Annotated in this window: 17 protein-coding genes; 9 read left to right on the forward strand and 8 right to left on the reverse strand. The window is 42.6% G+C overall.

Features of this window, described 5'->3' with window-relative positions; genetic code table 11:
- Window positions 1–282 precede the first annotated feature (282 nt).
- From WA1_RS16145 to WA1_RS16160, 4 genes are all read left to right on the forward strand, one after another.
- Complete coding sequence (locus WA1_RS16145) at window positions 283–1,314, forward strand: glycine zipper 2TM domain-containing protein (RefSeq protein WP_017746473.1); 1,032 nt, start codon at window positions 283–285, stop codon at window positions 1,312–1,314.
- A 42-nt stretch (window positions 1,315–1,356) separates the two neighbouring features.
- Window positions 1,357–3,318, forward strand: a complete 1,962-nt coding sequence (locus WA1_RS16150) for an Hsp70 family protein (RefSeq protein ID WP_017746474.1) — start codon at window positions 1,357–1,359, stop codon at window positions 3,316–3,318.
- Between the two features lie 137 nt (window positions 3,319–3,455).
- The gene (gene pheT / locus WA1_RS16155) at window positions 3,456–5,906 is read left to right on the forward strand and encodes a phenylalanine--tRNA ligase subunit beta (protein ID WP_017746475.1); all 2,451 of its coding nucleotides are present in this window, start codon (window positions 3,456–3,458) and stop codon (window positions 5,904–5,906) included.
- Between the two features lie 98 nt (window positions 5,907–6,004).
- Window positions 6,005–6,274 carry a YciI family protein gene (locus tag WA1_RS16160; protein ID WP_026135003.1) on the forward strand — a complete coding sequence of 90 codons (270 nt, stop codon included), beginning with the start codon at window positions 6,005–6,007 and terminating at the stop codon, window positions 6,272–6,274.
- A gap of 170 nt (window positions 6,275–6,444) precedes the next feature.
- On the opposite strand, the gene rsmH is transcribed toward WA1_RS16160, so the two are convergent.
- The gene (gene rsmH, locus WA1_RS16165; protein ID WP_017746477.1) at window positions 6,445–7,344 is read right to left on the reverse strand and encodes a 16S rRNA (cytosine(1402)-N(4))-methyltransferase RsmH; all 900 of its coding nucleotides are present in this window, start codon (window positions 7,342–7,344) and stop codon (window positions 6,445–6,447) included.
- Between the two features lie 269 nt (window positions 7,345–7,613).
- On the opposite strand from rsmH, the gene WA1_RS16170 reads away from it, so the two are divergent.
- Complete coding sequence (locus WA1_RS16170; protein WP_017746478.1) at window positions 7,614–8,798, forward strand: NAD(P)H-quinone oxidoreductase subunit H; 1,185 nt, start codon at window positions 7,614–7,616, stop codon at window positions 8,796–8,798.
- A 308-nt stretch (window positions 8,799–9,106) separates the two neighbouring features.
- Here the strand turns inward: WA1_RS16170 and WA1_RS16175 are convergent, their stop codons facing one another.
- Window positions 9,107–9,532, reverse strand: coding sequence for an EamA family transporter (locus WA1_RS16175; protein WP_017746479.1), 426 nt, complete (start codon window positions 9,530–9,532; stop codon window positions 9,107–9,109).
- 71 nt (window positions 9,533–9,603) lie between these two features.
- Between WA1_RS16175 and WA1_RS16180 the strand changes: the two genes are divergently transcribed.
- A complete protein-coding gene (locus WA1_RS16180) occupies window positions 9,604–10,800 on the forward strand; it encodes a class I SAM-dependent methyltransferase (RefSeq protein ID WP_017746480.1) in 1,197 nt (398 codons plus the stop codon).
- Between the two features lie 398 nt (window positions 10,801–11,198).
- Complete coding sequence (locus WA1_RS16185) at window positions 11,199–12,062, forward strand: NAD(P)-dependent oxidoreductase (protein ID WP_017746481.1); 864 nt, start codon at window positions 11,199–11,201, stop codon at window positions 12,060–12,062.
- Between the two features lie 468 nt (window positions 12,063–12,530).
- Here the strand turns inward: WA1_RS16185 and WA1_RS16190 are convergent, their stop codons facing one another.
- The 4 genes from WA1_RS16190 to WA1_RS16205 all read right to left on the reverse strand — a co-directional run bounded on the left by WA1_RS16190 (window position 12,531) and on the right by WA1_RS16205 (window position 17,926).
- Window positions 12,531–14,687, reverse strand: a complete 2,157-nt coding sequence (locus WA1_RS16190) for a tetratricopeptide repeat protein (RefSeq protein ID WP_017746482.1) — start codon at window positions 14,685–14,687, stop codon at window positions 12,531–12,533.
- Window positions 14,688–14,944: 257 nt separating this feature from the next.
- Window positions 14,945–15,124 (reverse strand): photosystem II assembly protein Psb34, encoded by a 180-nt coding sequence (psb34, locus tag WA1_RS16195; RefSeq protein WP_017746483.1) that lies wholly within the window; start codon window positions 15,122–15,124, stop codon window positions 14,945–14,947.
- Window positions 15,125–15,354: 230 nt separating this feature from the next.
- A complete protein-coding gene (gene thiO / locus WA1_RS16200; protein WP_017746484.1) occupies window positions 15,355–17,337 on the reverse strand; it encodes a glycine oxidase ThiO in 1,983 nt (660 codons plus the stop codon).
- 178 nt (window positions 17,338–17,515) lie between these two features.
- Window positions 17,516–17,926, reverse strand: coding sequence for a hypothetical protein (locus WA1_RS16205; protein WP_026135005.1), 411 nt, complete (start codon window positions 17,924–17,926; stop codon window positions 17,516–17,518).
- 559 nt (window positions 17,927–18,485) lie between these two features.
- Between WA1_RS16205 and cimA the strand changes: the two genes are divergently transcribed.
- Complete coding sequence (gene cimA, locus WA1_RS16215; protein ID WP_017746487.1) at window positions 18,486–20,141, forward strand: citramalate synthase; 1,656 nt, start codon at window positions 18,486–18,488, stop codon at window positions 20,139–20,141.
- Between the two features lie 78 nt (window positions 20,142–20,219).
- On the opposite strand, the gene WA1_RS16220 is transcribed toward cimA, so the two are convergent.
- Window positions 20,220–20,465, reverse strand: coding sequence for a hypothetical protein (locus tag WA1_RS16220; protein WP_017746488.1), 246 nt, complete (start codon window positions 20,463–20,465; stop codon window positions 20,220–20,222).
- Between the two features lie 159 nt (window positions 20,466–20,624).
- Here WA1_RS16220 and WA1_RS16225 point away from each other — a divergent pair, with 159 nt between their 5' ends.
- The gene (locus WA1_RS16225; protein ID WP_017746489.1) at window positions 20,625–22,766 is read left to right on the forward strand and encodes an NAD(P)/FAD-dependent oxidoreductase; all 2,142 of its coding nucleotides are present in this window, start codon (window positions 20,625–20,627) and stop codon (window positions 22,764–22,766) included.
- A gap of 56 nt (window positions 22,767–22,822) precedes the next feature.
- On the opposite strand, the gene WA1_RS16230 is transcribed toward WA1_RS16225, so the two are convergent.
- Entirely contained in the window at window positions 22,823–24,253 is a 1,431-nt protein-coding gene (locus WA1_RS16230; RefSeq protein WP_017746490.1) for a hypothetical protein, read from the reverse strand.
- Between the last annotated feature and the right edge of the window lie 274 nt (window positions 24,254–24,527).

A 24,527-nucleotide genomic window follows, 5' to 3' on the forward strand; every position in this document is an offset into this window, starting at 1 on the left:
AAAAAACTGGGTTTCTTTCTATATGTAGCCAAAATCTAAGCCGATCGCTAGAGTCAATAATACGAGTTCACAGCTAGTATACAAACATTAACCAATCTTACAACTATGGAAAATGATGTTAAAATAAATTAATAAATAAAAGAATTTTGCGTCATAAATTTAACCTAGAGCGGAATTCAGCCACGAGATATTGCCAACAGGGTTTACAGAAACCTCAAAAGTCCAAGAATCAACGAATGGAATAGCAAGGATGTCAAAAACTGGGATGCCCTAAGATTTATTATGAAAACACTTATATCTTATTATCAAGAAGGAAAACAAAAACTCAAAACTCAACTAGAAGATGTGGAGAAACCCGAGCAAATTGTCCAGATAGTCCAAGACGAGATTAACAAGCTTGCAGACTTTAGTAGTGATTATATCAACGGATTGACTCCACAACAAGCACGTCTTGCAACAGTTATGTTAAAAATGCTCAATCAATATACAAGTATTTTGATATTGGTTGAAATGCAAAGCTCTACTCAAAATACTCTTGAAATTAGCAATCCTGATATGCGATCGCAAAACCAGGAAGGCTTAACCAATTTCAGCCTTAGTACTATATTGCCATTGCACAACATTTCTTATGTAGAGAAAAACTTAAAAGATTGGACTTCCCTGGATTATTACAAGCAAGTTCTCTCACAACAAATTCAACATAACCGCGAAGTCGCTAGCAGCTCGCTAGCTGGAGGTGTAGCGGGAACTTTAGCGGGAGGTTATTGGTGGGGATTAATAGGTGCAGTCACAGGAGGGATCATAGGAAAAATAGTTCAGGAAATCAAGTTACCTGAAAACACAACTGTTATCCCACAGGTAGAATCTCAGCAAGAGTTACAAATAAATCTAAATATTGATAAATTACTCGACCACCTCCATCAAGCTTTTCATTCCATAGATTTGACGGTTGCTGCTTATGGAGTCAGAGAAGATAAAGCATCCAAACTAGGGTTGGAAAATAATTTAGACTTGTTAGAGTACTTACAAGACTTAATGGCAGACGCATTAGATAAACAAACTCAACTCTCAACTGATGTACGCAGGCGTATTGAACAAGCGGCAACAATTTTAAGACACTATGGAATAGAGACTAGAGTTTATCAACCCTTGCAGGAAGAGAACTTAGACATAGAAGCTTTATCAATGTTTTACTTTGAGCCAAGTCTCGATCCACAAGTCACAGATTATATTACTCTGAAACACGCCTTTGTGAAAGATAACCAAGTCATTTTACCAGGATCTGTTATTGAACCAGTGACCAGTGACCAGTGACCAGTGACTACATAAAGTTTCTAGAAGTAGATAAATTAAAGAATGCAAGATTATCAAGAAATCAAAATTATCGGATTTGATTTAGGACACGGGGAAACAGCGCTGACTTGGGTTAGAGCGGATAATTCAGAGTCAGAACCCCAAAGCTTACTGATTAATAATCGAAAAAGCCAAATCACTGCCATTGCTCATCATCCTAATAAAGGAATCATTATTGGTGAAGTGGCGTGTCAAATGTCTGATGCTACTATCTTTGAGATCGCTTTTAAAACTAGAAAATTTAATGTCATAGAGTACAAAAAAAGTCTTCAAGAGTTTGTCAAGGCTATCTACCAAAATCTTATTAATACAAAACAAATTCAGTTAGATGATATCAATCACTTTTTTATAGGTTGTCCCTCAGGATGGTGGCAAGAAGAAATTGAAATATACAAGCAAATTATTTCGGAAGAAGGATTGCCAAATGCAACGGTAGTGAAAGAGTCACGAGCGGCTTTAATGCATGCTAAAGAAAGTGGTATATTCACTATCAAAGAATTGCAAAAGTCAGTGTTAATTGTCGATATTGGCTCTTCTACAACAGATTATACCCTTGTCAAAGGAATGTCTGATACTCCCATAGATTTTGGACACGATTTAGGTGCATCCCTTATAGACAAAGAAATTTTCAAAACAACCCTTAAATGTCACAAACAATACAGGGAGGGACGTGAAGAAATTTTACGACTGGGAGAACTTCTTAGAGATGAGGAAATTTTACAAATAGAAGATGTTTTTCAACTTGAAAAAATCTTTGAGCAAAGTCCACTATACAAAAATCGCTGCGAACTACGATGCCGAAAAGCTAAAGAAGAATATTTTACCTATGAAGATTCTTATGAAAAGAATTTAGTGAATGTAGGTATTGAGGATATTCAAAGGAAATTTAAATTTTTACCAATAGTTAATGGTAAAATTATGAATGCCATCCTCAATGAACCTTTGCCAGCACTGGGGAATAAAAGTTGGTATGATGCTTTCCGCGACCAGTTGCAAGAAGTCAAAGAAAAATTGGAGCAAATAGGTATCCAACCTAGTGCGATTCTCCTGACAGGTAGTGCTTCCAAAATGGGCTTTATAGTGGAAATATGTCAAAAAGTTTTTCCCGATTTACCTTGCAAGCGAGATGGAGAACCAGAACTTTGTATTGCCAGAGGATTGTCGCGTTGGGGACGAGTCTATATTCGTACAGCAGGGTTTTTGGAAGAAATTAGTCAATTTCTTGACCGAGAATTGACAGGTATTGTGGGAAATCATATACCCGCCTTCTTGGAAAAGTTAGCAGAGGACTTGGCAGATGGTTTGGTAGACAAGGTGATTGAGCCTAGCGTAAAACTATGGCGCGATCGCAAAATTTTAACTCTCTCTTCTCTTGAGTCAGAAATACAGCAGCAAGCCAAAACTTGGTTAACAGGAACTGATGCCAATGACAAAATGGCTGTTAGTTTAGTTCAGTGGCTATTAGATGTTCAAAACGAGGTGAGGGAAAAGACAGATTCCATTTGTCTTAAGTATGGTTTACCCATTGGTACATTTGGAAATAAAAGAATCGATCTGGGCGATCGCGCTGAAAAAGTACCTACTTCCATATCATTTAATGATTTTACAGGGCTTTCGGTTTTTGTTGGTCACCTTGTAGGTATTATTGTTGGAGTTATCTTAGCTGGCTTATTTCATATCCTGTTTTTTACGGGAATTATTGCACCGATTGTCGGAGTCTTAGCTTACTTTGTGGGTGAGTCTTTAATCAAGGATACAGACATACCCGCTTGGATACGCAAATTCGTTTCAGACGCCAGAATCGATGAACTCGCACTTCAGAAGAAACCGGAGTTACAGCAAAAAATTCAACAAACTTTCAGACAAGATCCAACAATTGCTGTCAAACTGGGTAAATCAATCGGTGAATGGCTCAAGGAAAGCGTTCAAGAGCAAGCTGATAAAGCAAGGTTGCTTATTGCATAATTATGATAGTGGTTAGTTGTTGGTTGTTAGTTGTTAGTTGTTAGTTGTTAGTTGTTGGTTGTATCACTAACCACTAACCACTATCCACCATCCACTATCCACTAACCACTATCAACTAACCACTATCCAACACATTCATGCGTATCTCACTTAAATGGTTACAGGAACTAGTCGAGTTAAAACTTAGCCCGGAAGAGTTAGCAGAAACACTGACATTAGCTGGGTTTGAGGTAGAAGATATTGAAGATCGCCGCACTTGGGCAAATGGTGTTGTTGTGGGGAGAGTCATTGAACGTCAACCCCATCCCAATGCTGATAAGTTGAGTGTTTGCCAAGTCGATATAGGTAAGGGTGAAAATCTCAATATCGTTTGTGGTGCATCTAACGTCCGAGCAGATATTTACGTACCAGTAGCCACTGTAGGAACTTACTTACCCAACATCGATCTGAAAATTAAACCTGCAAAATTACGCGGTGTCCCATCTGAGGGTATGATTTGTTCTTTGAAGGAACTGGGTTTGCCTAACGATGTAGACGGAATCCACATTTTTACTCAAGATAACCTGCCATTGGGTAGCGATGTGCGTCCGCTATTGGGTTTAGATGATGTCATTTTAGATGTGACTGCTACTGCTAACCGTGCTGATGCTTTATGTATGGTAGGTATAGCCCGTGAAGTTGCAGCCCTAACTGGTGCCAAGCTATCGCTACCCGAACCTAGTGAAACATCGAGTTCTCAGGGTGAGTTTATTTTATCTCTCAAAATAGCAGATACACAAGCTTGTCCCGCCTACATCGGGACGGTTATTGAAAATGTAAAAATTGATACATCACCTGAATGGTTGCAACAGCGACTTCGCTCTGCTGGAGTACGACCCATAAATAATGTTGTAGATATTACTAACTATGTAATGTTAGAATGGGGGCAACCATTGCATGCTTTTGACCGAGAACGTCTCCTGAGTGTTGCAGGTACACCGACGCGCCCCGGTACTTCTCTAGAAATTGGTGTCCGTTTTGCCAATGCTGGGGAAACGATGAAAACTTTAGATGGGCAAACTCGCACTCTGTCAACTCAAAACTTATTGATTACTGCAGGAGATCGACCTGTTGCGATCGCAGGAGTTATGGGTGGAGAAGAAACTGAAGTCCATGATGGCACTCAAAACCTGATACTGGAAGCCGCACTGTTTGAATCCGTGGCAATTCGCCGTTCTTCTCGTAGTGTGGGTTTGAGAAGCGAGTCTTCGAGCAGATACGAACGGGGAGTCAACCGCGCTGAGTTGGAAATTGCAACACGTCGCGCTTTGTCACTCCTGAGCGAACTGGCTTTGTGTGCGATCGCACATCAAGAAATCTCTGACTCCCGCCCCGATCCCTCTACTTGGACGCGATCGATAGAATTGCGTTTGGACAGAGTGAATCAGGTTCTCGGACCTACCGATTTAGGAGAAGACACTGGAGAACTACAAAGCCAAGACGTTGAACGTACATTAACCGCACTTGGGTGCAAGTTAACTCCCGTAGATGAGAATCGGTGGACGGTTTCCGTTCCTCCCTATCGTTACCGCGACTTAGAACGGGAAATTGATTTAATTGAGGAAGTTGCCCGTCTCTATGGATACGATAAGTTCTGCGAAACTCTACCAGAAACTGCAGAAGCAGGTTACTTGCCTGTTGATTGGGAACTCACTCGCAAGTTGCGATCGTCGCTTCGGGCTACAGGATTGACCGAACTGATGCACTACTCTTTAGTAAAACCAGGGGAAGGCAGACAGATCGTTCTGAGTAATCCTTTGTTTGTAGAATATTCGGCGTTGCGAACCGATCTTATAGATGGATTGATTGACGCGTTTCAATACAATATAGAGCAGGGGAATGGTTCGCTCAATGGTTATGAATTTGGACATATTTTCTGGCAAGACGAAGACGGGCTGAAAGAAGCAGAAGCGGTTGCAGGGATTCTTGGAGGTGATACAACTTCCAGCAAGTGGGTAAGAAGCGGTCACGAACAACCCATGACTTGGTTTGAAGCCAAAGGGATTTTGAATGGTGTCTTTCAGCACATGGGAGTGAATGTAGAATATCAACCCGATTGCAAAGATTCCCGCTTGCACCCAGGGCGGACTGCTTCTTTATGGATTAGGGGTAATAGATTGGGTGTCTTTGGACAACTGCATCCCCTGGTGCGAAGAGAAAAAGGTTTACCGGATTCTGTATACGTCTTCCAGTTAGATCTGGGGGTAATGTTGAATTCTTTGGACACAAATGAAATTCTCGTACCGCCCTTTAAGCCTTATTCCACTTACCCAGCCTCTGACCGAGATATCGCCTTTTTTGCGTCTGTGAAAGTCACAGTTGCTGAGATTGAAAAAGCAATTACCAAAGCAGGGAAAGAGTTGTTAGATGGTGTGGAACTGTTTGACGAGTATTGTGGCGAACACGTACCCCAGGGACAACGGAGTTTGGCATTCCGCTTACTCTATAGGGCGAGCGATCGGACTTTGACTGATGCAGAAGTGCAATCTGTTCATAATAAAGTACGCGAAGCTCTGGTTGAGAAATTTGGGGTGACTTTGAGAAGTTAATTGGAATTATTGAACCGCAGATGAACGCTGATGGACGCTGATATGATGGTTATTATCTGCGTGCATCTGCGGTTTTTATTAATTCTAAAAAAATAACCATGCCTAAATACGTGATGTGGGGAAGTTACTGCGAAGATGTTCTAGAAAAACGTGCGCCTTACCGCCAAGCACATCTAGACGGACTCGCAAAACAAAAAGAATCTGGTGTATTAATTACTATTGGTCCTACCAAAGATGTCACTAAAGTTTTTGGCATTTACGAAGCTGAAGACGAAGCCACAGTGTGTCAGTTAGTTGAAGCCGATCCATATTGGCAAAACGGTATTTGGACTGAGTATACAGTTAAAGAGTGGATTCAGGCTTTGTAAGTTGTTGGTGGATAGTTGTTAGGGATATCCAAGAAATAAATTATCCATCTTGTGGGACGGGCGTCCTCGCCCGTTCTTTATTAGTGACGGGCTAGAAGCCCGTACCACAAGAGAAAGTTGATTATTTTTTTCTTTGGAAGTCCCTTAGTTGTTAGTTGTTAACTTCTGATTCATACACCTGTTTTCCGTTCCGCTATTCTCAATTTTGCCGAACGCGCACGGGGGTTATTGCTAATTTCCTCGAATTGTGCAGTTATAGGTTTCTTAGTTAAGACCTGCAACAAAGGTGAATCTCTCAAACCGTGCTTCACTATCCGATCTTCCAGGCTGTGAAAACTAATAATCGCAATCCTACCACCAGGTACAAGAGCATTCGGCGCTTTCGTTAAGAAAGTCTCTAAAGCTTTTAACTCATCATTCACCGCAATTCGCAAAGCTTGAAAAACACGGGTAGCAGGGTGAATTCTACCATGACGGTATTTACCAGGTACAGAAGATGCGATCGCCGTTGCTAATTCTGTAGTTGTTTGAAAGGGGCGTTTTTCAACAATACGTCTGGCAATGCGTCGCGATAGACGTTCCTCTCCATACTTAAAGAAAATATTCGCTAATTCGGCTTCATCCCAATCATTGATAACATCAGCCGCCGTTAGAGATTGTCTCCTATCCATTCGCATATCCAAACGAGCCTCTCGACGAAAACTAAAACCGCGTTCTGGAGTATCCAAATGGTGAGAGCTTACACCCAAGTCAGCTATAATACCATTAAAAGTGCTTTGAAGAAATCCGCAACTTGCAAAGTTACCGTGTATAAACTGCACTCGTTCCTCAAACACGGCTAATTCCTTTTTCGCTGCAGCTAGCGCATCTTCATCTTGGTCAACAGCTGTTAATCTTACATCAGGAGCAGATTCCAAAATCAGCCGACTGTGACCTCCACCGCCAACGGTCGCATCCAAGTAATGCCCGTTGGGATGTACTGCTAAACCCTCAACGACTTCCCGACTCAGGACGGGAATGTGTGAGAATGCAACTTCTTCAATATCAAGCGGTAGTTCGGAATCGCTCATAATAACCCCCAATCCCTTCTATGAAAAAATTCCTACAACAACCTGTCCTTTCGCCCCATCTTTATATAATTAATGAAGAAGTGCAACAAAATAAAACATCAAGTAAAAATCTCGACTGCCACCCTCTCCCCAACCACCGAGCTTTGTGGAGTGCTCAATTGAAGTTCTGAGTCCCGCCCTAAAGGCTCAAATCTTCGCTCGGACGTCTCTGTTGCGACGAATGTGGTTCGATTTAAAATTTTTCCAAGACCGGAGAACACACTGAATCTATGGCAAGAATCGAAACCCGCACCGAACCAATGGTGCTAAACATGGGTCCCCATCACCCCTCAATGCACGGGGTACTAAGACTGATTGTCACTCTAGATGGCGAGGACGTCGTTGATTGTGAACCAGTCATTGGCTACTTGCACCGGGGAATGGAAAAAATTGCGGAGAACCGCACCAATCTTATGTACGTCCCCTATGTCAGTCGGTGGGACTACGCTGCGGGAATGTTTAACGAAGCCGTTAGCGTTAACGCCCCAGAAAAACTGGCAGACATTCCCGTTCCTAAACGCGCCAGCTACATCCGCGTTATCATGCTAGAGTTGAACCGCATTGCCAATCACTTGCTGTGGTTCGGTCCTTTTCTAGCTGACGTAGGTGCTCAAACTCCCTTCTTCTACCAGTTCCGCGAACGGGAAATGATTTATGACTTGTGGGAAGCTGCTACTGGTTACCGCATGGTCAACAACAACTACTTCCGGATTGGTGGCGTAGCTGTAGATTTACCTTACGGTTGGATAGACAAGTGCTTGGACTTCTGCGACTACTTCACACCTAAAATTGATGAGTACGAGCGATTGGTAACCAATAACCCCATCTTCCGGCGTCGTGTTGAGGGTATTGGCACTATTACTCGTGAAGAAGCAATAAACTGGGGACTTTCTGGTCCAATGTTACGCGCTTCTGGGGTGAAGTGGGACTTGCGGAAAGTTGACCACTACGAGTGTTACGACGATTTTGATTGGGACGTGCAGTGGGAAACCGCAGGTGATTGTTTAGCACGTTATATAGTGCGGATGCGAGAAATGCGCGAATCCGTCAAAATTCTCAGACAAGCTGTCAAAGGGCTTCCTGGCGGTCCTTACGAGAATCTAGAAGCCAAACGCATGATGGCTGGTAAAAAATCTGAGTGGGATGGATTTGATTATCAATACATTAGTAAGAAAATCGCCCCCACTTTTAAAATTCCTAAAGGCGAAATCTACAGCCGTGTAGAAAGCGGTAAAGGTGAATTGGGAATTTACCTCATTGGAGATGATAACGTCTTCCCGTGGCGCTGGAAGATTCGCGCTGCTGATTTCAACAACCTGCAAATTCTGCCTCATTTGCTAAAAGGCATGAAAGTAGCAGACGTTGTAGTCATTCTAGGTAGTATTGATATCATTATGGGGTCTGTAGACCGCTAACATATTTCAATACTATTTCTTAGAAACCCGGTTTCTTAAATAAAGAAACTGGGTTTCTTGGTTATCTTAAAGAATATACAAGATACTGGAACAACTTCAGTAACTCTGATAGACTAATTGTATCCGTTGGTTCTAAATTAATTTGCTTCATAGCTTTACCTCTACCCCTTGAATATAAAGAACATTGTGCTCCTTTTTGCCAACAGCAACCACGATAACAGTGATTACTTCAATTATCGTTAACCGAGTAGTATCGCTATTATTCCAACTCAATGAAACGTCGTTTTTATAGCCTTCAGGCTAAACTGTTAATCTGTCATAGAACACAGTACGATCGCAACTAGAGCTAGTAAAATACCAATACTCTGTATTAAAGACAGAGATTCCTTAAGAATAAAAACTGACAGGAGGATCGTGACTATAGGATATAACGAAGTTAGAGGTAAAATAATAGAACTCGCTCCTTGAGTAATAGCAATAAAGAAAAGAAATGTTGCCAATGTTCCAGAAACACCAACTAAAACAGCATAGAAAATACCTAGATTATCTACCTTGACTCTGAAGCCATTATTGCCAAACAATACTAAACTGACCATAAGCGCACCTAAAACCTCATAAATGAGAGCACTCTTTGGGTCAACATAGTTAGTCGCTAACTTACTAAAAAATCCCCAAAAACCATATAAGAAAAGAGCAAGTAAAGTATAAATGAGCCAACTATTGATTTGAAACATGAATTATGAGACAGCACAAAGTTCTGATATTTTCAACTTAACGTGATTGGAATTAAACATTATTTTATTCTATGCATTCTAATACTGCTTTATGTGATGCGATCGCACACCAAATCGCGACAAGCCCTCAAAACCAAATCACTTTCGCTGAGTATATGGACTTAGCACTATATCACCCCACCCACGGCTACTATACGAAAAAGGCGATCAATATTGGAAAACAAGGTGATTTTTTCACGAACGTTCACCTCGGCTCTGATTTTGGCGAACTGCTTGCGGTTCAATTTGTTCAAATGTGGGAAATTTTACAGCAACCAGTACCATTTTCCTTAGTAGAAATGGGTGCGGGTCAAGGACTGCTAGCTGTAGATATTCTGAAGTACATTCAGCAGGAATATCCAGATTTTTTAAAAGTACTGGATTACGTTATTGTTGAGAAGTCTCCAACCCTCAAGCAACAACAACAGCAACGCCTGCAAACATTTTCTGTACGTTGGTGCAATCTAGAGGATATACCCAGTAACTCTATCTCTGGCTGCTTCTTTTCTAACGAGTTGGTAGATGCTTTACCAGTTCATCAGTTTGTTTTGGAACAAGGACAATTGTTAGAAGTCTATGTCACAACTCCTAATTTCTCTGTTTCTACTTTCCCCACTCCCTCACTTCCCTTTGTAGAAGTCGCCGATACACCTTCAACTCAGCAACTTGGGGAATATTTTGAATTAGTAGATATAGATCTTAAAAATGGTTATCCTGATGGGTATCGCAGTGAAGTTAACTTAGCTGCTTTAGATTGGTTGAGTGCAGTAGCAGGTCGGTTGCATCACGGATATGTCTTAACAATAGACTATGGCTATCCGGCTAATCGTTATTACAACCCAAGGCGATCGCAAGGAACGCTACAGTGTTATTATCAACATCATCGCCACAACAATCCGTATATCAACATTGGACAACAAGACATTACATCTCACATCAATTTTACTGCGTTGGAAAGGTGGGGCGAGCAGTGCGGACTCGATAAAATTGGTTTTAGAGAACAAGCATTGTTTTTAATGGCATTAGGATTGGGAGAACGAATTGCCAATCTTTCCTATACAGAAATACCAATGTCACAATTACTACAGCGTAGGGATGCACTCCATCAACTTTTAGATCCTTTAGGATTAGGTGGCTTTGGTGTTTTAGTTCAAAGCAAAGGATTGACTGAAGCACAAGTTGCACAAACGTTGAAAGGATTTACTGTACCAGTGACCAGTGACCAGTGACCAGTGACCAGAGGAAATGCAAATCTGAAGATTCCACTGTATTAACACTGTAGTCGAGATCCTTGGTCTAACATAGCAGTGATTGCATAAGAAACAAAAAACATTAGGAGGGTAATATTTATGTCTCCCCACGATTTATTAATGCTAGTTGTACTGCTAACCCCCGGAATTTTACTTTCAGTCATGATTATGGTTACGTTTGCGGCGGGGGGTTAGTAGGGGCGCAAGGCCGCCGCGCCCGTACATTAGTTAGTAGGGGCGCAAGGCCGCCGCGCCCGTACATTAGTTAGCTGTTTTCCACCAACCACTAACGATGACAGGCGTCTCGCCTGTCCTACGCCACTAACCATTAAATTATTCTTATTCAATCTAAACAAACTAATAACGGACGGTGAAAAATGAAGGTAGCATTTCTGGGGACTGGATTGATGGGACTCCCGATGGCTCAAAAGCTTCTAGACGCAGGAATACAGGTAATTGCCTATAACCGTACCCCAGAAAAATTAGCACCACTCAAAGCAGCAGGTGCTCAAGTTGTAACCCACTCCTATCAAGCAATAAATTCTGCAGATAGTATCATTTTGATGCTGAGTAATGCTGCAGCTATATATAGTGTTTTACTTTCAGATAGGTCTTGGCGCACTGTAGCAGGACGCACTATTATCCAAATGGGAACAATTACTCCCGCAGAAAGTAGAGAAATTAGAGATGCAGTCGTTGCTGCTGGTGGGGAGTATGTAGAAGCGCCTGTTCTTGGTAGTATTCCAGAAGCAAAAGCTGGCAAACTCATTGTTATGGTGGGAGCATTTCAAGAACAGTACGATCGCCATTTAGATCTATTAAAAAACTTCGGTCCGGAACCTGTACTCGTTGGTTCCGTGGGAAGTGCGGCTGCACTTAAATTAGCACTTAACCAATTAATTGCTTCTCTAACAACTGCTTTTGCCCTCAGCCTTAGTTTTGTTCAAAGACAAGGTGTCAATGTCGATTTGTTTATGGAAATCTTGCGAGAAAGCGCCCTTTATGCACCCACATTTGATCAAAAGTTGCAACGAATGCTTGAGGGAAACTATGACAATCCAAACTTTCCCACAAAACATTTGATGAAAGATACGGAGCTTTTTATTTCAGAGGCAAAATCTGCAGGTTTAAATGTCGCCAGTCTTGAAGGTGTGCGGGAAGTTATAGAACAGGCAATGAAAATGTCATTTTCTAATGCGGATTACTCTTCGCTATTTTCGGCAATTAATTCTGATGGCTAACGGTTAGTAGTTAGTAGTAGGTAGGGCTAAAGCCCACCATTCAATGTTGATACTCCTATCCCGCAAGGGAGATTACCTAATTAAATGAACCGCAAAGACGCAAAGAGCAAGGGAGTAAGAGGAGAAGAAAATCGGTAATCTTGTGGCCGAAAGGGAGTAGTTTGAACGGTTAGAAGTTTCACATCTCATGTCAAATCCGTGTTTTAGACCCCCTTATGATTTAGTCCGCGTAGGCGGACTTTGTTTGTATAGCCGCGATTTCCAATCGCTAGGGCTAAAAGGCAATACAGTTCAGTTAAGGGTTATCGGTAAGAGTTTTAGGCGATCGTAGAGACGCGATCACCCTTGTCTTTACATAGGTTGACGGTGAGTGAATTATCTTAACTGAACCGTATTGGGCTAAAAGGGGTTAGAAAAGCAGATTTAGTATGAGCCTATGAGGAGTAGTTGACTATTAGCAATTAGCAATCACAACTTTGGCAAAATCTCTGGTAATAACTGACCGGGAACTTTGGATAAAGCTAAATTTTGTCCTTGAATTCCCAATTCGTTATGGAATGCCCTGATAGTCTTAACTACATACGTAAAGGTTGTTTGATAAGCATCGGGTTGTTTGCTCAATCCATTTAACGCTTGTAAATGATTGTCTAACGCTGCTTCTAAATGTTTGGAACGTTCTGCTTTTTCTAAACTAAAATACTGATCTGTTGCCAGTTGATAATGCGCTAATCCTAAATTATTGTGGGTGGCAAATATATCAAAGCTCAAAGACATACCACCTAAGGAGTGTGCGAGAGAAAGGGATTCTCCATAAGAAACAACACACTGCTCTAACAATTTTTGCTTTTCTTCTCTTGGTGTTTGCGCTTGATTTGCCAAATGCCAATAAGCAGTACCAAGATTATTTTGAGTAGCCGCACAAGCAGGGGGAACATTAGTAGGAGTACGATACTTCAGTGCTTCACTGTACGCCTCAATGGCTGAACGTAAATTTTCTGGTGGCTGTTCGTATTGGGCAATGTTCCAGTACGCTGTACCGATGTTATTCTGAATCATGCCGTACTTGAGCGGTTCTTGTTCTGGGTTATAGTGAGTTAGCGCTAAGTTGTAGGCTGCGATCGCTTTCTTTAAATGCTCGACTGGTTGGTTATACTGTGCCAAATGCCAGTAAGCTGTACCCAAATTATTCTGACAAGCAGCATATTTCAAGGGTTCCATTTCTGCTGTTCGGAACCGCAGCGCTTCGCTGTAAGCGAAAACTGCTTGTTGCCAGTTTTCTGCTGGATTAGCAAAACGAGCTAAATCGCCGTAAGCTGTACCCAAGTTATTCTGAACGCGAGCATAAGTGTCGGGATGTGTTTCCGGAGATATCAGTTTTAAAGCTAGATGATAAAATTCTATCCCTTGCTCTATGTAAGCTTGCCCCTCTTCTGAATTCGGTGGGGTACGGTAGAGCATCCAGTAAAGAGTACCCAAGTCATTTAAAATATCTGGGACTTGAGGTGAGCTTTCATCATGGGTAATGGCTTCTTGGTAAGCTAAAATTGCCACCATCAAATTTTCCAAGGTTGACTGTCCTTGTTCAATTTGGAGGCGATATAAATTCCCCAGTCGCTGATAAGCAACCGCTATTTTAACTCCAGACCCAGGTTGTGAGTGTGCTTCCTCTATTTCTTCTAAGATTTCTCGTACTTGCGAGTTTTGGTCATTGTCTTCTGAGATGGCACTATTGAGAGTTGCCAGTACTAATTCTGTTAATTCCTTGCTAATATGAGATACACGCTGTGGTGCAAGAGGCTCTGTGCGATCGCTTGTATCAGTTGGTTCATCTTGAAAAGGTATACTTGCCAATATTTCTGATTTGGCACCAGACGGTTCCTGTGGTTTATGTCCGCGATTAACTGGCAGTTGTTTTTGAAAATCGTAATCTTCTTGAAGAACTGATTCTTCTAGAAAAGATTGGTCAAGATTACCCAAATCTGGATCTTTAGAACTAGAAAAACGTTCTGGCGAACTCTTATTCTGACTCGTTGGCGTAGGTTCTCCCGCAAACACAAACACTCCAGTACGATAACGCCAAAACTGTGGTGCTGATTGCTGGATAGCGTGCAGCCAAGGACGCGGTATCCACAACAGAAGACTGGATTCAAAATTGGACAGTTGTTGTTCCGATAAGCGCAAGTAGTGCAAGAATAGACGCTGTATCGTCACTGATTGTCTAGTGAGCTGCTCAACACCTACTATCTGAAATGCTGGTACTGGTAAAGCTCTTCCTGGAGTCTCTTTAGATGTGCCAATAATAGGCGGTGGATAACTTGACAGCCATTGATTGATCTGCGCGATAGGATTGGGATCGCTTAAATTCAACCTTAAAGTGACCAATCGCGGATAAGCTGATGTGCTGCTAGCTTCCTGAGTGGAAGACGGCTGATACAACACTTGTCCAACAGGAGAAGCCAACGTTGAGTGCAAGCGTGCAGCCACCTGATTCCTCAGGTTTAAATCATCACACACTGCCAAAAAAATTTGTCGCCGCAAACCTATACTAAGGGCAAGTTTTAGGCGTTGGTAAACTTGCCGATTCCAAGCGGAATTATCAGAGGGTGTAGTTTCATTCACATTCATGGCGGCTAAAAGAGCCAAATAGCAGTATGTCTACCCTTTTGGGGTTGTGTGAGCAGCTGGTAAATCTAACCATGACTATGACTTTCAAGTAAATTTTGCTTGATTCAGGATAAAATAAGCTTCTATATTTAATCTATTGTAGTATACAAATATACCGGACATCTGATGGAATTCTAACAAACTAGAAAACAGGCTCCTACATAATAAGGAACCTGCGATAATAAAAAAGTCAACAGGCTGACTAAAAGTGTTAATTATTAGCTGAGTGCAGATACAGAAAACGCAACGAAAATCAAACCACCCACTAACACTAAACCAATAGCTCCCAGGACAACGTAGTTTAGCTGTTGCTTTTGATTGGGAGGTTCTGCTTGATAAACTTTTGGTTCTCTAGCAAAGTTATTTAGGCGACCACCTTCTTCTGTTGTGTAGGGCATGAGTACAATTCCTTATCCTGCATATTCATTTAATGTTACAGAAACGCTATAAACGCTCTCTCAGGTAGTATACAAATCTTTACATAAAAAGGGAGTAGGGAGTGGGGAATCGGGAGTAGGGAAATTCCTCCACTCACCACCTCAGCCGTCTGCCCTGGCTTTCCCAATTGCACGTGGGGAATCGGGAGTAGGGAAATCCCCCCACTCACCACTCCCCACTCCCTACTCCCCTAATTAACTGTTCCAGTTAAAGGAGAACTAGCACTAGCGTAGTTTTTCAAAGGCATTCTGCCAGCAAGGTAAGCCAAACGACCTGCAACGGAAGCCAAATTCATAGCCCGTGCCATTGCGGGTGGGTTTTGTGATAAAGCGATCGCACTATTAATTAACAACGCATCTGCGCCCATCTCCATTGCCTGCGCCGCTTCTGAGGGAGTTCCAATGCCGGCGTCTACCACCACTGGTACATTGGCATTTTCAATGATGATTTGAATATTCGCAGTTGTTTTCAATCCCTGTCCGGAACCAATGGGGGATGCTAAAGGCATGACAGTAGCACAACCCACTTCTTCCAAACGCTGTGCCAGAATTGGGTCAGCGTTAATGTAAGGCAATACAGCAAATCCTTCTTTCACCAATTGTTCTGCTGCTTGTAAAGTTCCAATAGGATCGGGTAGCAAATACTTAGAATCGGGAATAACTTCTAATTTGACAAAATTGTTATCTTCCTGTCCTAAAAGCTTTGCCATTTCCCGTCCCAAACGTGCCACCCGAATGGCTTCTTCCGCAGTGTGACAACCTGCTGTGTTGGGCAACATCCAAATTTTTGACCAATCTAGTGCTTCAGCTAAACCTTCGTGTCCCGGTGCATTTGTCTGTACTCGCCTTACCGCAACAGTGACAATTTGGCAATCGCTGGCAACAACACTTTGCTGCATTTCCTCAATGTTGCGGTATTTGCCAGTTCCCGTCATCAAACGAGAATTGAAAGTTTTGCCAGCAATTTGAAGTGGTGTGTCTTGAAGAGGGAGGGGGGGAGGGGGAGTGGTGGGGAGTGGGGGAGTAGGAAGTGTCAGCATTGAAGTAGTAGATGACTTGGTATGGAAGCGCGAATAGTGAAAGTGAGAAAGTAGGGGGTCTGATTTTTGCTCTAAAATCAAATCCGCGATTAATGCTGCTGTTATGGGTGCTAGAAGAATACCATTCCGGTAATGACCAACAGCAAAGGTTAGGTTTTCACAGGGACTGGTGCCAAGAATGGGTAATTCATCTGCAGTCGCAGGGCGAAATCCCCACCATAGTTCCTCAATAGGATAATGCTGTAATTGAGGATATAAACGGATTGCTTTTTGTAGTAGAGATTGAATTCCGGCTGGGGTGTTATTGGGAGTGAAGCCAACATCCTCAATGGTTGCACCAATAATAATGCGCCCATCTCGTCTCGGGACAATGTAAATTTCTTCCCCAAATAAAACCCTTGTCAAAGGCAAATCCGGCTCATTTTTGGGGACTCGCACGCTCAGCATTTGACCTTTTCGCGGACGCACGGGGAGTGGAAATACTGCATTAGACCAAGCACCAGTTGCCAAAACATAGTGTTCGGCTTGGATAACGCCTGCATTTGTTTGTACGCCAACAACTAGCCTCTGTTGCTGCTGAATTCCTTCAACCGCAACACCCTCTTTGATTTCAACACCAAGAGATTTGGCAGCAGCTAACATTGCTTGTGCTAAGGCGCGATTATCCACTTGTGCGTCTTCAGGATACCACCAGCCGCCGATCGCGTCTTCTCCCAAACCAGATTGGTACTGGTGTATTGTTTCTCGATCCAGCCAGTAACTTGGGGACGAGGAGGGGAGGATAGGGGGATTACTCTCTCCCTCTCTCCCTCTCTCCCTCTCTCCCTCTCTCCCTCTTTCCTCAAGAACTGGTGTCAGGATACCGCAAGACCAATAACCAGTGTTTAATCCTGTAAAAGTTTCCAGTTTGTGCGTCCAGTCGGAATATGAGGACAAAGAACGCTGGCATAACTCTAGCATGGCTTTATGGGAAATTTTTTCAGCACTAGGTGCCAGCATTCCAGCTGCTGCATGAGTTGCGGCGGTTTGAAAGTTTTGGCTTACTAGTGTGACTTTAGCCCCGCGCAATTTTAGTTCTATGGCGATCGCCAATCCAATAATGCCGCCACCAATAATTAAAACGTTACTAGTCATTAGTTAATAGTCAGTAGTCAACAGTCAACGTTCAACAATCAACAGTCGTAGAGTCAAGAGTCAAGAGTCAAGAAGTCGTGGCTTTTGACTATGGGCTATAGACTGTTGACTAATAACTAATAACTCATAACCGATGGTTCATATGTCTTAATATCTAGATTTGAATCAATGGCTAGTATTACCACAAAGCTCTAATGGGTTCGTTTTGCTGATTTGTTTCCTCAGTTGACTGATTATTTGTTGTATTGGGTGTATTTTCCGTTCCTTCTTGGATTTGCTCCTCAGCATTATTGGGCTGCTGCTGAACTTGAGCTACGTTATCTCTACTAGCACTATCCGTGCTGTCATTAGCAGTATCCGTACTGCTATTACTCGTGCTGTTATTGTTGGTACTGCGAGGAGCATTGCTGTTACCAGAGCTATTAACATTGATATTAGCTGGTAAAACTCTTGATGCTCTGGTTCTTTGTGCTGGTGCTGGACCTTGGGCAGTATTTTGACCGCCCATAGGAAAGCTAATTCCTAGTAATGTCCCTAGTAAAATCGCCAAACCCCCAGCCATTAGGATGAGTGGTGTCCATCTGCCCATGTTATTTTTCTCCGTTTTATCCTTTTGGTTACCTTAGCACTGCCATTATGCAGGTCAATACCATTTTGCAGCAATATTTGCCGTAAATTATCCCCGCACTGGCACTCAATTGTTTTTCCTTGAGCTTGTACTGTAGGGATTTATTTATGATAGGTGTGTTACCTCTAGGTTGTATTGTAACAATTTATTTCTAATCTAGAAGTAGACTCATATAGTATACTATTGTGCCACTTCCAAACTACTCCTTCCTTGTCCAAAAATTATCTATATTGAATGAACCGCAAAGACGCAAAGGATAGGTATAGCCCCGAGCATAGCCAATGGCTGACGCCACGGCTAGCGCCGAACGGCATCCCGAAGCGTCTCGAACGCGAGTGCGTCTCCGTCAGGAGAAGAGAAGAAAGAGGAAAAGAAGAATCACCTTATAATACCCAAGGGACTCAGATTGAGTCTGTGGCAAACAGGGGAAAACTGCGTAACTCCTTCAACAAGGGTAAAGGATGAAAGTCCAATGCCCAATGCCCATTTTCATTGCAAGTTGTCTCTTAATCCTCATCATATGACTGCAAATTCATCATCACAGCTTTGGATTTATGACACCACGTTACGGGATGGCACTCAACGCGAAGGGTTATCAGTTTCTATAGAAGATAAGTTACGCATTGCCCGCAGACTAGATCGATTGGGAATTCCTTTTATAGAAGGTGGTTGGCCTGGTGCAAATCCGAAAGACGTGCAGTTTTTTTGGCATCTTCAAGAAGAACCCTTGACTCAAGCAGAAATTGTTGCTTTTTGTTTTACTCGACGCCCCAATAAAATAGCTTCAGAAGACCCAATGATCCAAGCAATTCTGGCGGCTGGTACTCGTTGGGTCACGATTGTTGGGAAGTCCTGGGATTTACAAGTGACCGAAGGGCTGAAAACAACACTGGCAGAAAATTTGGCCATGATTCAAGACACAATTGACTATCTTCGCAGTCAAGGGCGTCGTGTTATCTATGATGCAGAACATTGGTTTGATGGTTACAAGCACAATCGAGATTATGCTTTACAAACATTAGAGACTGCGATCGCATCTGGTGCTGAGTGGATAACTCTTTGCGATACCAATGGTGGTGTTTTGCCCCATGAAATTACTGAAACTGTCCAAGCCGTCAACAGTCATTTATCATTTGTTATGAGTCAAAAACCCATGACAAATGACAAAGAACAAAGAACAATCCCCCTATTAGGTATTCATGCTCATAACGATTCAGATACAGCAGTTGCGAACACAATAGCTGCTGTCATGGCAGGGGCAAAAATGGTACAAGGCACGATAAATGGATATGGCGAACGTTGCGGCAACGCCAATCTTTGTTCTTTAATTCCCAACTTGCAGTTAAAATTGGGTTATCAGTGTCTTGAAGATCGCAAAATATCTCACATTACAGAAACCAGCCGCTTTGTCAGCGAAGTTGTGAATCTTGCGCCTGACGAACATGCTCCTTTTGTAGGACGTTCGGCTTTTGCTCACAAAGGTGGTCTTCATGTATCGGCGGTAGAACGAAATCCCCTCACATACGAACACATACAACCAGAAAAAATCGGAAATCGTCGCCGGATAGTCATTTCCGAACAATCAGGAGTGAGTAACGTTTTAGCGAAAGCACGAACTTTTGGGATTGAACTGGATAAAAACAATCCAAAAACCGGGCAAATTCTGCAACGTCTCAAAGTTTTAGAAAATGAAGGATATCAATTTGAGGCAGCAGAAGCAAGTTTTGAGTTGTTAATGCGCGAGGCTTTAGGAAACCGTCAGTCCTTCTTTGAAGTTAAAGGCTTCCAAGTTCACTGTGACTTAGTTCAAGGTGAAGAAACAACAAGTGCGCTTGCGACTGTAAAAGTTGCTGTGAGTGGTAGAGATATTCTGGAAGTTGCAGAAGGGAATGGACCTGTTGCGGCATTAGATGCGGCATTACGCAAGGCTTTGGTGAATTTCTACCCGCAAATTGCTTCCTTTGAACTGACAGATTACAAAGTGAGAATTTTGAACGGGCATACAGGGACAGCAGCGAAAACCCGAGTTTTAGTAGAATCGGGCAACGGGCATCAACGCTGGACTACTGTGGGAGTTTCGACCAACATTTTGGCAGCTTCCTATCAAGCTGTTGTTGAGGGCTTGGAATACGGTTTATTGCTACACTCTCAAGCTGAGGTGGCGTTAATGAGTTAGTGGATAGTTGTTAGTTGTTAGTGGATAGTTGTTAGTTGAACTCTTAACCACTAACCACTAACCACTAACCACTAACCACTATCCATTTTGAGAAAAACTGTCCCAGACTTGGGCAACGACTTTGCTCAGCCAGCGTCTCTGCTGTATGTCGAGCAAACTATCGTCAGCAAGGAGTTGGGCAGTGACCTCCTCTAAGGATTGACCCTGAGCGCGAACAATTTTAATGACACCAGCAATTGCGGCAGCAACCACTTCTGCATCAACAGCAGGTTTGTGTCGTAAAGCAAAGATTTCTTGAGGACTGTCTGGGATGGGATAATTCATGGCGTAATGTTTACAGAAAAACAAAATGAATAATAAATATGAGAACCTCTTAAAGTTTCTTTACTGAATTTTGTTCAAGTAATAGGGCGGAGTTTACCGTGATTTAGCCTTTTGTTAAATCTGTCTTAATACATAGATTTATTGGAGATTCTAGAAAAAATGAGAGAGTTACTGTATTTAGAAATCCCTACTCCCGACACATCTGCTGTTTGTGATTGGTTGCAAACTCATTTTGACCCGGCAATAGGGGAAAAATTGCTGACTTCGGAAGGCTTTCGCTTAAGAACCCCAAATACTACAACTACTAACGAGAAAATCTCGGAAAAGTTACCGATAGAATTATCTGTATTTGTTTGGTCGGTACAGCGAACAACTTACTTGAAAGCATTCCGTTGGGCAGACAAACCATTCCCAAAAGAGCGGCAAATTCTTCAGCGCCTTACCACCGAGATTCGCCGCCGATTTCCTCACAATTATCCTGAACCACCAATCGTTGATTTATCAAAAGCATCAATTTTTGAGGCACTTGCACCATATTATCCTCTTACTGTCAAATTTTTTCAAAAAATGCCAAACGGGGAGTATGATCTCAAACGCGTCTACTGGTGGGAAAAACAATGGCGTGAAGGTGTGCGTCATCCCAAGCAACCGCGTCAAGTGGTGTTTTCTCATACTGGGGACTGGGGACAAGAGACTGAGGACTGGGAAAAAGAAACTTCCAATCCAAAATCCAAAATCCAAAATCCAAAATCCAAAATCCAAAATCCTCCATATGACCTAATCTACATCGGCGGTGCGCTTGGCATTATTCATGCAGCTGTGATGGCAAAACTGGGTTATCGAGTGCTGCTAATAGAACGGTTGCCTTTTGGACGCATGAATCGCGAATGGAATATATCTCGTGATGAAATTCAAAGTTTAGTTAACTTGGGCTTACTCACACCTTCAGAAGTGGAATCTTGTATTGCACGGGAGTATAAAGACGGATTCAATAAATTTTTTGATGGTAATAATCCCAAAAATCTCAAAGCATCGATTTTGCATACGCCCACAGTCCTTAACATAGGATTGGAGTCTGAGAAATTACTGCAACTCTGCGGGCAAAAGTTGCGCCTTGCTGGTGGTGAGATTTGGGATGAAACGGAGTTTGTGAAAGCGGATGTATACAATACACAAATTGTGCTTAGTGTCAAGCATTTACCAAGCCAAACGGATAAACAGGTGAGTGGGCGACTACTCGTAGATGCAATGGGAACAGCTTCACCAATCGCATGGCAATTGAATGGGGGTCGTGCCTTTGATAGTGTATGCCCTACAGTAGGAGCAGTGATTGAGAAAGGATTTGAACCTGGAGTGTGGAATTCTCAATATGGAGATGTTCTTAACAGTCATGGAGATATTTCACGCGGACGGCAATTGATTTGGGAATTGTTTCCTGGGGCAAATGAGGAACTAACAATTTACTTATTCCATTACCATGAAGTCAATGCTAAAAACCCAGGTTCTCTGTTAGAGATGTACGAAGATTTTTTCACAATTCTGCCAGAGTATCGGCGTTGCAATATGGAAAAACTGGTGTGGAAAAAGCCAACATTTGGCTACATACCAGGACATTTTAGCCTAGGGAGTCGCGATCGCACGGTTGCTTTTGACCGTTTGATAGCAATAGGAGATGCAGCATCGCTACAGTCTCCCTTAGTTTTCACAGGTTTTGGTTCTCTAGTTCGCAACTTAGAACGCTTAACAACCCTTTTAGATGTCGCGCTTAAACACGACTTACTGCGCGTACAGCACCTAAATAAAATCCGTGCTTTCCAGAGTAATGTTGCTGTCACCTGGATGTTTTCTAAAGGAATGATGGTTCCTACCGAGAAATTCTTACCACCTCAGAGAATTAACTCAATGCTCAACAACTTTTTTGGTTTGTTAGCAGACGAACCCCCAGAAGTAGCAGATAACTTCATCAAAGATAGATTTGATTGGTGGACATTTAATCAACTGGCATGGAAAGCAGCAAAAAACAATCCAACATTACTGCTGTGGATTTGGGAACTCGCTGGTGTTAGGGATTTAATCAAGTGGACGGGCAATTATTTTGACTTTGGACGCCATACCCTAGTGAGGGCTTTATTAAAAGGATGGTTCCCACAGTTGCTGCGTCAAACGAGTTCCTGGTTAGAACCACGCTACCCAGCATTGTGGCTGCAACTCCTCGCAATTAATTATGCTCTCACCACAGGTGTAGGACGCACTCAAAGCCAAGCAACAAAAGTGACATCAGAAGCACAAATTCAGTGTTAATTGTTAATTGTTAGTTGTTAGTTGTTAATTCAAAATTAGCCACTAACCACTAACCACTAACTACTAGCATCCTTATTAAACTTTGGCAATTCAACAGATGAGAGAGATTTTCGTCTTTTTGGCGGACGGTGTGGATAAAGTAGGGGTGAGGGGGAATTGGAGTTGGCAGAATCATTCATCAGTTGCACGTGGGAAACAGCAGTTTCTGATAATTCGAGAACTGGTGCTTGGTCTGACCATAGATCTACACATTCCTCTGGTTGAGTTTCATTCGTAAATACTGGAGTTGTTTCTGGTTCTTCTGGTTCTTCTGCCAAATGTGTGGCAGTCGTTTCCCAGATAGCCGCCGATGCTGGTGTGTTGTCTTCATGCACTTCTACAGGAGATGCTGGCTGTGCAGGCGCAGAATTCGCTGTAAAGAACATTTGGATGACCCCATCTAACTGCCGATCTAAGTCGCTAGACTCTGGTATAGCGCCTGTTCCTATTACGTCGGTGTCGGTGGTTTGTGTTGGGGATGGGATTTCTTCTTCTTCCTCATCTGAGGTGTCCCAAGGCGATGGTTGATTGGGAGATGTGCTTTCTCCTTTCTGAACAGGTGATGAAGATTCAAACCAAGGATTATCTTCATCGTCTGTAAATGAATTCTGTTCTCCTGACCAAGGTCTAATTGGTTGCGTGTAGGTAAATAAGGAATTAACCAACTTAGGGGGTCTTGGGGCTTTGCTCCCTGGGTCGTTATCATCAAGGGAGTCGTAGCTAGGAACCGGGGTCTCCAAACACTTTTCTAGCGCTGCTTTGAATTGTAAAGTCTGGCGCTGCTGTCGCATCAGCCGAGTCCGTAACTCTCGACAAGTGGTTTCTGCTTGTACTAAGTGATGGGATTGTTCGTTATAGTTAGATTGAATAAGAGCGCACTCCCGCTCTAGTTGGGCAAGGCGTTGCTGGTTAATTTCTAATTGCGCTTTAGAGCTTTCGACTAAACTTTCTTGGCGCTGAGCGCTTGCAGTTGTAGTTTCCAATTGTTGATATAAAGACCTGATTTGCTCTTGAGCCGCCGCCAGTTCCTGTGCTTGTTGGCTGAGCATTGACTCTGTGACACTGGAGCGCTTTTTCTGCCACTCTACAGCCTTTTCTGACTCACTTAAAGTCATTTTAAGCTGCTGCACTTGGTTGTACAAGTCATCGTTGCTCAAGCGCAGTTCTTCGTTCAAGACCAATAATTTCTTGAACTCAGAGTCTATCATCTGCTGTTTGTCACTATCTGGTTCTGCAACCCAGTCTTCGCCAGAAGCACCATCCGATGTAATATCTTTCTCACATCCCTTATCTTGTGCTGGTGCTAGTAGTGGAACTTTTGCGATCGCTGTGGTTTCATCAGGCAAAACAGAGTAAAACGGGCAACTTGCAGGTTCCGGTTGTGGCGAGTTACTCGATTTTAATGGTTCAACGAAAGCTTCATTTTTAGGGGTATCAGCTTCATTCATCACTATTCTTTGCCGAAATTCATCGGATGGTTCCTAATCCACTAGCTTAAACTTAAAACCAGAGACTGTGGTAATATTTCACCTAACATATGCTGTCATATCAAAATCTTTTCCATAGGGCAAATTGATTTTTTCTATGATTCAGGTACCAGCCATCAGTTAGACGCAGCTTTTCCGTGCTGATGCTGACAAAACAGTAGAAATTAACGGATTCTGATGTTTTGAGAATTGGGAGTGGGGAGTAGGGAGTAGGGAGTAGGGAGTAGGGAGGCTA

This window comes from Scytonema hofmannii PCC 7110, assembly GCF_000346485.2.
Lineage (GTDB): Bacteria > Cyanobacteriota > Cyanobacteriia > Cyanobacteriales > Nostocaceae > Scytonema > Scytonema hofmannii.